The organism is Streptomyces sp. PT12 (assembly GCF_003311645.1).
Taxonomy (GTDB): Bacteria; Actinomycetota; Actinomycetes; order Streptomycetales; family Streptomycetaceae; genus Streptomyces.
On sequence record NZ_QEST01000236.1, the window covers coordinates 172,027 to 179,031 of the forward strand.

General features: G+C 76.2%; 9 protein-coding genes. 8 read left to right on the plus strand and 1 reads right to left on the minus strand.

What is annotated here, in order from left to right:
• Positions 1-18 precede the first annotated feature (18 nt).
• From alr to tsaE, 3 genes are all read left to right on the plus strand, one after another.
• Entirely contained in the window at positions 19-1,191 is a 1,173-nt protein-coding gene (gene alr / locus DEH69_RS26325; protein ID WP_113689480.1) for an alanine racemase, read from the plus strand.
• Positions 1,188-2,420, plus strand: a complete 1,233-nt coding sequence (locus DEH69_RS26330) for an alpha/beta fold hydrolase (RefSeq protein ID WP_113689481.1) — start codon at positions 1,188-1,190, stop codon at positions 2,418-2,420. Before alr ends, DEH69_RS26330 begins: the two co-directional genes overlap by 4 nt.
• Before the next feature lie 91 nt (positions 2,421-2,511).
• Positions 2,512-3,072, plus strand: a complete 561-nt coding sequence (gene tsaE / locus DEH69_RS26335) for a tRNA (adenosine(37)-N6)-threonylcarbamoyltransferase complex ATPase subunit type 1 TsaE (RefSeq protein ID WP_258534973.1) — start codon at positions 2,512-2,514, stop codon at positions 3,070-3,072.
• A 52-nt stretch (positions 3,073-3,124) separates the two neighbouring features.
• Here the strand turns inward: tsaE and DEH69_RS26340 are convergent, their stop codons facing one another.
• Positions 3,125-3,691 (minus strand): hypothetical protein, encoded by a 567-nt coding sequence (locus tag DEH69_RS26340; RefSeq protein WP_113689495.1) that lies wholly within the window; start codon positions 3,689-3,691, stop codon positions 3,125-3,127.
• A gap of 173 nt (positions 3,692-3,864) precedes the next feature.
• On the opposite strand from DEH69_RS26340, the gene tsaB reads away from it, so the two are divergent.
• Genes tsaB through DEH69_RS26365 form a run of 5 tightly spaced genes read left to right on the plus strand, consistent with a single transcriptional unit; the run spans position 3,865 to position 6,669 of the window.
• Entirely contained in the window at positions 3,865-4,536 is a 672-nt protein-coding gene (tsaB, locus tag DEH69_RS26345; protein WP_113689483.1) for a tRNA (adenosine(37)-N6)-threonylcarbamoyltransferase complex dimerization subunit type 1 TsaB, read from the plus strand.
• Positions 4,533-5,114: a ribosomal protein S18-alanine N-acetyltransferase gene (rimI, locus tag DEH69_RS26350; RefSeq protein WP_258534968.1), complete on the plus strand. Its 582-nt coding sequence runs from the start codon at positions 4,533-4,535 to the stop codon at positions 5,112-5,114. The genes tsaB and rimI overlap by 4 nt, the downstream gene beginning before the upstream one ends.
• Positions 5,107-6,156, plus strand: a complete 1,050-nt coding sequence (tsaD, locus tag DEH69_RS26355; protein ID WP_113689484.1) for a tRNA (adenosine(37)-N6)-threonylcarbamoyltransferase complex transferase subunit TsaD — start codon at positions 5,107-5,109, stop codon at positions 6,154-6,156. The genes rimI and tsaD overlap by 8 nt, the downstream gene beginning before the upstream one ends.
• Positions 6,156-6,431 carry a hypothetical protein gene (locus DEH69_RS26360; protein ID WP_113689485.1) on the plus strand — a complete coding sequence of 92 codons (276 nt, stop codon included), beginning with the start codon at positions 6,156-6,158 and terminating at the stop codon, positions 6,429-6,431. Before tsaD ends, DEH69_RS26360 begins: the two co-directional genes overlap by 1 nt.
• Before the next feature lie 19 nt (positions 6,432-6,450).
• Complete coding sequence (locus tag DEH69_RS26365; protein ID WP_147255865.1) at positions 6,451-6,669, plus strand: hypothetical protein; 219 nt, start codon at positions 6,451-6,453, stop codon at positions 6,667-6,669.
• Positions 6,670-7,005 lie beyond the last annotated feature (336 nt).

A 7,005-nucleotide genomic window follows, 5' to 3' on the forward strand; every position in this document is an offset into this window, starting at 1 on the left:
CTGCGACACTGGTGGGTAATGAACGATCACCGCCCGGCCGAAAGCTGGCGTCTTCGCGCCGATATCGATCTGGACGCGCTGCGCTCGAACGTGCGCGCCCTGCGTGAACGTGCCAGCGGTCACGCGCAGTTGATGGCCGTCGTCAAGGCCGACGGCTATGGCCATGGCATGCTCGCCGCCGCCCGCGCCGCGCGCGAGGCCGGGGCGGCGTGGCTCGGCACCGCGACGCCCGACGAGGCGCTCGCGCTGCGCGCGGCGGGCGACACCGGGCGCGTGCTGTGCTGGCTGTGGACGCCGGGCGGCCCATGGCGGCGCGCGGTCGAGGCGGATGTCGATGTCTCGGTGAGCGGCCGCTGGGCGCTGGACGAGCTGGTCGCCGCCGCCAGGGCCACGGGCCGCACCGCGCGCGTCCACCTCAAGGCCGACACGGGCCTGGGGCGCAACGGCTGCCAGCCCGCCGACTGGCCCGACCTGGTGTCCGCCGCGCGCGCCGCCGAGGCGGACGGCGCCGTCCGGGTGACGGGCCTGTGGTCGCACTTCGCGTGCGCCGACGAGCCGGGGCACCCGTCGATCGCCCGCCAGCAGGCCGCGTTCGCCGACGCGCTCGCCACGGCGGCCCGCGCCGGGCTCGACCCCGAGGTGCGGCACTTCGCCAACTCGCCCGCCACGCTGACCCTTCCCGCGTCGCACTACGACCTGGTCCGCCCAGGGCTCGCGGTCTACGGCCTCTCGCCCTCGCCGGAGATCGGCGTCCCCGCGGACTTCGGGCTGCGGCCCGTGATGACGCTGCGCGCCTGGCTGGCCTCCGTCAAACGGGTGCCAGGCGGCCATGGCGTGAGCTATGGGCACCGTTATGCCACGCCGGGCGCGACGACCCTCGCACTCGTCCCCGCCGGGTACGCCGACGGCATCCCGCGCCACGCGTCGGGCAGCGGGCCCGTGCTGGTCGCGGGCAAGTGGCGGACGGTGGCGGGGCGGGTGGCGATGGACCAGTTCGTGGTGGACCTCGGCGGCGACTCGGCGGCCGTGGGCGACGAGGCGGTGCTGTTCGGGCCTGGCGACGACGGCGAGCCGACCGTCGAGGACTGGGCGCGCGCCACCGGCACGATCGGCTACGAGATCGTCACCCGCGTCGGTCCGCGCGTCCCCCGCGTCCTGCTGGGCGAACGCCCCGGGGCGGTCGCGTCATGAGCTGGGCCAGGCGCCTGGGGATAGCCGGGGCGGCGATCGGCACGGTGGCCGCCACGGTCGCCGTCGACCGGCTGACCGTGAACCGCTCGCTGCGCCGCCAGGCCCAGCTCGCCCTCGACGCCGCGGGCCCCTATGGAACGTTGCGCGGCACGCCCGGCACGGTCGCGGCCGAGGACGGCACGGAGCTGTACTACGAGATCGACGAGGTGGGCGCGTTCGCCAGGCCAGCGGACGACCGCGCGGGCGGCCCGGTCGCCGAGCCCGTCGTTCCGCCACCGCCGCCCGAGGGGTACCGGGGCAGGGCGCCGCGCGGCAGGCTGGGGCGGCTGCTGCGCCGCCGCGGGCGGGGCGCGCCGCCGCCCACCGTGGTGTTCTGCCACGGGTACTGCCTCAACCAGGACGTGTGGCACTTCCAGCGCGCCGCCCTGCGCGGGCTGGTGCGTGCCGTGTACTGGGACCAGCGCAGCCATGGCCGCTCCGAGCGGGGCCGCGGCCGGGTCGTCGCCGATGTGACCGAGCCGGTGGACATCGACCTGCTGGGGCGTGACCTCAAGGCGGTCCTCGACGCCGTGGCGCCCGAGGGGCCCGTGGTGCTGGTGGGGCACTCGATGGGCGGCATGACGATCATGGCGCTGGCCGAGCAGTTCCCCGACTATGTCGCGCGGCGGGTGGCGGGCGTCGCGTTCGTGGCCACATCGGCCGGGAACCTCGCCGATGTCACCTACGGCTTCCCCGCCGCCGCCGTGCGCGTCGCCCGCCGTGTGGTGCCCGGGGTGCTGCGGGTGCTCGGCTCGCAGCCCGCGCTGGTTGACCGGGCGCTGCGCGCGTCGGGCGAGCTGTACTCGGGCCTGGTGCGGCGTTACTCCTTCGGGGCGCCGGGCGCCGTCGACCCCGGGGTCGCGCGCTTCGCGGAGCGGCTGATCGCGTCGGTGCCGGTGGACGTGGTCGCGGAGTTCTACCCGGCGTTCGGCTGGCACGACAAGGAGCAGGCGCTCTCGGTGTTCAACGGCCTCGCCGCCGACCTGCCCGTGCTGGTCCTCGGCGGCGAACGTGACGAGGTGACCCCCGCGTCGCACAGCGAGCACATCGCCTCGGTGCTGCCGAGGGCCGAGCTGGTCGTGCTGCCCGAGGCGGGACACCTGCTGCTGCTTGAGCAGCCACGGGAGGTCAACGAGCAGCTGGCGCGGCTGCTGGCGCGTAGCATCCGGTTCCATGAGCCAGCTGTCTGAGCCGCCGCTGCCCGGGTCTTCGCCCTTGTCCTCGCCTTCACCTTCGCCCACCGCGTCATCCGTGTCGTTCACCGTGACGGGCGAGGAGCGCATGCGGGAGACCGGGCGCCGGTTGGCCGCGCTGCTGCGCGCCGGGGACCTGGTGCTGCTGACCGGGCCGCTGGGCGCGGGCAAGACGACGCTGACCCGGGGCATCGGCGAGGGACTCGGGGTGCGGGGCGCGGTGACGTCGCCGACGTTCGTGATCGCGCGCGTCCACCCGCCGCTCGGCGACGGGCCGCCGCTGGTGCACGTGGACGCCTACCGGCTGGGCGGCGGCATCGAGGAGATGGAGGACCTTGACCTCGACGTGGCGCTGTCCGACTCGGTGGTGGCCGTGGAGTGGGGCGAGGGCCGGGTCGAGGAGCTGTCGGACGAGCGGCTGCATGTGCTGATCGACCGCGGGAACGGCGCCGAGGGCGACGACGCCGATGGGGGCGACGCGGCGGGGGGCGACGCGGAGGGGAACGACGCGGAGGGGAACGACGGGGCGGGGAACGACGCGGAGGGGAACGACGGGGCGGGCGATGGCGAGCCCGGGGCGCGGCGCGTGACGCTCATGGGCGTGGGAGCGCGCTGGCGCGGGGTGCCGCTGGGCGACCTGGCGCGTTGAGGCTCGCGTTGAGGCTGAGGTTGAGGTTGAGGCTGAGGCGTGGACGCGGCCGTCAGGCCACGACCACGACGGCGACGCCAGCGGTCGCGAAGAGCCACATCGCGTCGCCGTCCTCGCGTGTCTGCCGGATCGCGCCCGTCTCCTGGCCCGACTCGGGGTCGGGCGTCGAGCCGTCGAGGGCGGCGGAGAAGCCGTGGACCGTGCCGTCGGCCGTGGTGTGGAAGATGACGGTGTGCTCGATGGCCACCCCATCGGAGCCGGTGCCCTGCGCGGTCCGCGAGGTGACCGCGTACTCGCCGGGCTCCGGGTCGATGCCGCCGGGGAAGACCCGGTAGGTGCCCTGGACGATCTCCTCGGAGCCGCCCGCTGTCGTGTCCACGAGCCACACGCGCTGCTGGCCGACCGAGTAGACGACCCGGCGCCCGTCGCCCGACTCGGCGGGAACGGGCGGCGGCCCCTCGTCGCCCTCCCCCTCGCCCCCGCCGTCCGCGCCCCCCGAGCCGTCCTCGGGCGACGCCGAAGGGGAGGGCTGGACGCCCGCGGCGGCGGGGCGGTCGTCGGACGCGGACGCCTGGTAGGCGAAGAAGGCGACGACGGCGAGGGCGCCCACGGTCAGCATGGTGACGAAGACACCGGAGCCGGAGCCTGAGGTATGGCGCGCCACGGTTTCGCTGCCGCCCTTCTGCGAGTCTGCGGGTCCGCGGGTTCACGGGAGCCGGGAGGGGAACGCGTCGGATCGGAGCGACGCTACCAGGCACGGGGCCACCGTTCGGGGAGCCGTAGGCTTGCCGCGTGCTCTTGCTGGCTCTTGACACCGCGACGCCCGCGGTCACCGTGGCCCTGTACGAGGCCGGGCGCGACGGGGGCGCGGCGCTCGCCGCCTCCGACGAGATCGACGCCCGCCGCCACGGCGAGCTGCTGCTGCCCGCCGTCGACCGGGTCCTCTCCGAGGCGGGGCGCGGCCTCGGCGAGGTGACGGGCCTCGTCGTCGGAACGGGCCCCGGACCCTACACCGGGCTGCGCGTCGGCCTGGTCACGGCGGAGGCGCTCGGCGCTGCCCGTTCGATACCGGTGCACGGCGTGGGAACGCTGGACGCGCTCGCGTATGCCACGGGCCTCGACGAGCCGTTCGTCGTCGCGACCGACGCCCGGCGCAAGGAGGTGTACTGGGCGCGTTACGCCGACGCCCGCACGCGGGTGGCGGGGCCAGCGGTGGATCGCCCCGCGGAGATCGCGGGCGAGGTGGCGGGGCTGCCAGCGGCGGGCGCGGGCGCGCGGCTGTATCCCGAGGCGTTCACGGGCGTGCGGGATGACCTTCCGGCGCATGTGTCGGCGGTCGCGCTGGGGGCGCTCGCGGCGGAACGGCTCTCCGCCGGACAGCCGCTGCCCGGCGCGCGCCCCCAGTATCTGCGCCGCCCCGACGCGCGCGTGCCCACCGGCTACAAGGCGGTGACCCGGACATGACGGGGGACGCGCTGGCCGGAGGTGAGGGCGTCGCGCTTCGCGAGATGCGCTGGTGGGACATGGAAGGGGTGCTCGCGCTCGAGGCCGAGCTGTTCCCGCGCGACGCGTGGTCCGAGGCCATGTACTGGGCCGAGCTGGCGGGGGCGCGCGGCCCGGGGCGCACGCGCCACTATGTGGTGGCCGAGGCGCCCGACGGCTCGCTCGCCGGGTACGGCGGGCTCTCGGTGGCGGGCACGTCGGGCGAGGTCATGACGATCGGCGTCACGGGCGCCTGGCAGGGCCGCGGCCTCGGCGCCCTGGTGCTGGCCGAACTGATCGCCGCGGCCGAGGCGTTCGCCTGCCACGAGGTGCTGCTCGAGGTCCGCGTGGACAACGCCCCCGCGCAGCGCCTCTACCAGCGCTTCGGCTTCGTCCGCATCGGCGTGCGCCGCGGCTACTACCAGCCGGGCAACCACGACGCGCTGGTGATGCGCCGCGCGCTGGGGGACGCCGCGCCGGGCAAGGCCGCGCCGGGGACCGCCGCGCCGGGCAAGGCCGCGCGGGGGAACGACGAAGGAGAGGCGAAGGACGATGGCTGACGAACCGCTCGTGCTCGGCATCGAGACCTCGTGCGACGAGACCGGCGTGGGCGTGGTCCGCGGCCACACGCTGCTGGCCGACGCGGTCGCATCGAGCGTGGACGACCACGCGCGGTTCGGCGGGGTGGTCCCCGAGATCGCGAGCAGGGCGCACCTGGAGGCGATGGTCCCCACGATCGAACGCGCCCTGGCGCACGCGGGCGTGGCGGCGACCGACCTCGACGCGATCGCCGTGACGGCGGGGCCCGGGCTCGCGGGCGCGCTGCTCGTGGGCGTCTCGGCGGCCAAGGCGTACGCGTACGCGCTGGGCAAGCCGCTGTACGGCGTCAACCACCTGGCCTCGCACATCTGCGTGGACCAGCTCGAGCACGGGCCGCTGCCCGAGCCGACGATGGCGCTGCTGGTCTCGGGCGGGCACTCGTCGCTGCTGCTCGCACCGGACATCACGTCGGACGTCCGTCCGCTGGGCGCCACGATCGACGACGCGGCGGGCGAGGCGTTCGACAAGGTGGCGCGCGTGCTGGGACTCGGGTTCCCCGGGGGCCCGGCGATCGACCGGCTGGCGCGCGAGGGCGACGCGGGGGCGATCCGTTTCCCGCGCGGTCTCACGGGGCCGCGGGACGCGCCGTACGACTTCTCGTTCTCGGGCCTGAAGACGGCCGTGGCGCGCTGGGTCGAGACGCGGCGGAACGCGGGCGACGACGTGCCGGTGGCCGATGTGGCGGCGTCGTTCCAGGAGGCGGTCACGGATGTGCTGACGCGCAAGGCGATCCGCGCGTGCCGCGACGAGGGCGTGGACCACCTGATGATCGGCGGGGGCGTGGCCGCGAACTCGCGCCTGCGCGCCATGGCCGAGGAACGCTGCGCCGCGGCGGGCCTGACCCTGCGGGTGCCGCGCCCCGGGCTGTGCACGGACAACGGCGCGATGGTGGCGGCGCTCGGCGCGGAGATGGTCGCGCGCGGGCGCGCGCCCTCGGCGCTCGACCTGCCCGCGGACTCCTCGCTCCCCGTGACCCGCACGCATGTCGCGGCGGCGCACTGATGGCGACGGTGGCGCTGATGTGGGAGGCGCGCGCGGCGCGGGGCCGGGGCGCGCAGCTGCTCGCGTGGGCGCGGGCGCGTGAGCTGAGCCCCGCGCCGACGCGCAGGGAGGCGTTCACGGCGCCCGGCGAGCGGGTGCTGGTGATCACCTGGTGGGAGAACGCGGCGCTGTCCGCCGACCTGCCCGAGCTGCCGCCCCCGCCCGACGAGCTGCTGGCCAGGCCCGTGCACCGCTGGCGTTTCGAACGCGTGGAGGACATGCCGCCTGCGGCCTGACCCCGCGGTGGCGAGGGCCGTGCGCCGCTATCGGGCGTGCGCCGACCGGCTGCTGCCCGGCCGGATCGCGGGCTTTCACGTCGCGGGCTTTCACGTCGTGGGCTCCGCGGCGCTCGGCGCGTGGCGCGAGGGGCGCAGCGACATCGAATTCGTGGCGGTGGTTTGCGGCTCCGCGCCGCTCGCGGTCCCGCGGCTGCGGGTGTTGCACGCGCCGAGGCCGAGCTGGTGCGCCGGGTGACGGAGATCCGCCCGCTGGCGTCGCACACGGCTGACCTCCGGTCCGGCGACGACGCGCCCGAGCGCCACGGGGTTCCCTGCGGGAGGCGGGGCGCAGTCGGGGGTCCTGGGCCACCCCTCCCCGCTCTGCGGCGGGCGGCCGTGCCGCCGCGGCAGTGGAGCCGGTGGTCTCGGCCGGAGGGAAGTTCTGCCGGAGGCGGGGTGGGGCGCCCCGGGTGTCGGGGGTTGAGGACGGCGGGGACCACGGGCGGCCGCAGCCCGGGGCCGAAGAGGGGCGGGCGGGTGGGGGCCACCCCCCCCCCCCCCCCCGGGCGGCGCGAGGTCGCCGCGGATCGCG

Bases quoted from the DNA above. Each gene is read 5' to 3' on its own strand.
- DEH69_RS26340 (WP_113689495.1), bottom strand. From the start codon at position 3,691: ATGCTGACCGTGGGCGCCCTCGCCGTCGTCGCCTTCTTCGCCTACCAG.
- DEH69_RS26330 (WP_113689481.1), top strand. From the start codon at position 1,188: ATGAGCTGGGCCAGGCGCCTGGGGATAGCCGGGGCGGCGATCGGCACG.
- tsaE (WP_258534973.1), top strand. From the start codon at position 2,512: ATGCGGGAGACCGGGCGCCGGTTGGCCGCGCTGCTGCGCGCCGGGGAC.
- rimI (WP_258534968.1), top strand. From the start codon at position 4,533: ATGACGGGGGACGCGCTGGCCGGAGGTGAGGGCGTCGCGCTTCGCGAG.
- tsaD (WP_113689484.1), top strand. From the start codon at position 5,107: ATGGCTGACGAACCGCTCGTGCTCGGCATCGAGACCTCGTGCGACGAG.
- DEH69_RS26360 (WP_113689485.1), top strand. From the start codon at position 6,156: ATGGCGACGGTGGCGCTGATGTGGGAGGCGCGCGCGGCGCGGGGCCGG.
- alr (WP_113689480.1), top strand. From the start codon at position 19: ATGAACGATCACCGCCCGGCCGAAAGCTGGCGTCTTCGCGCCGATATC.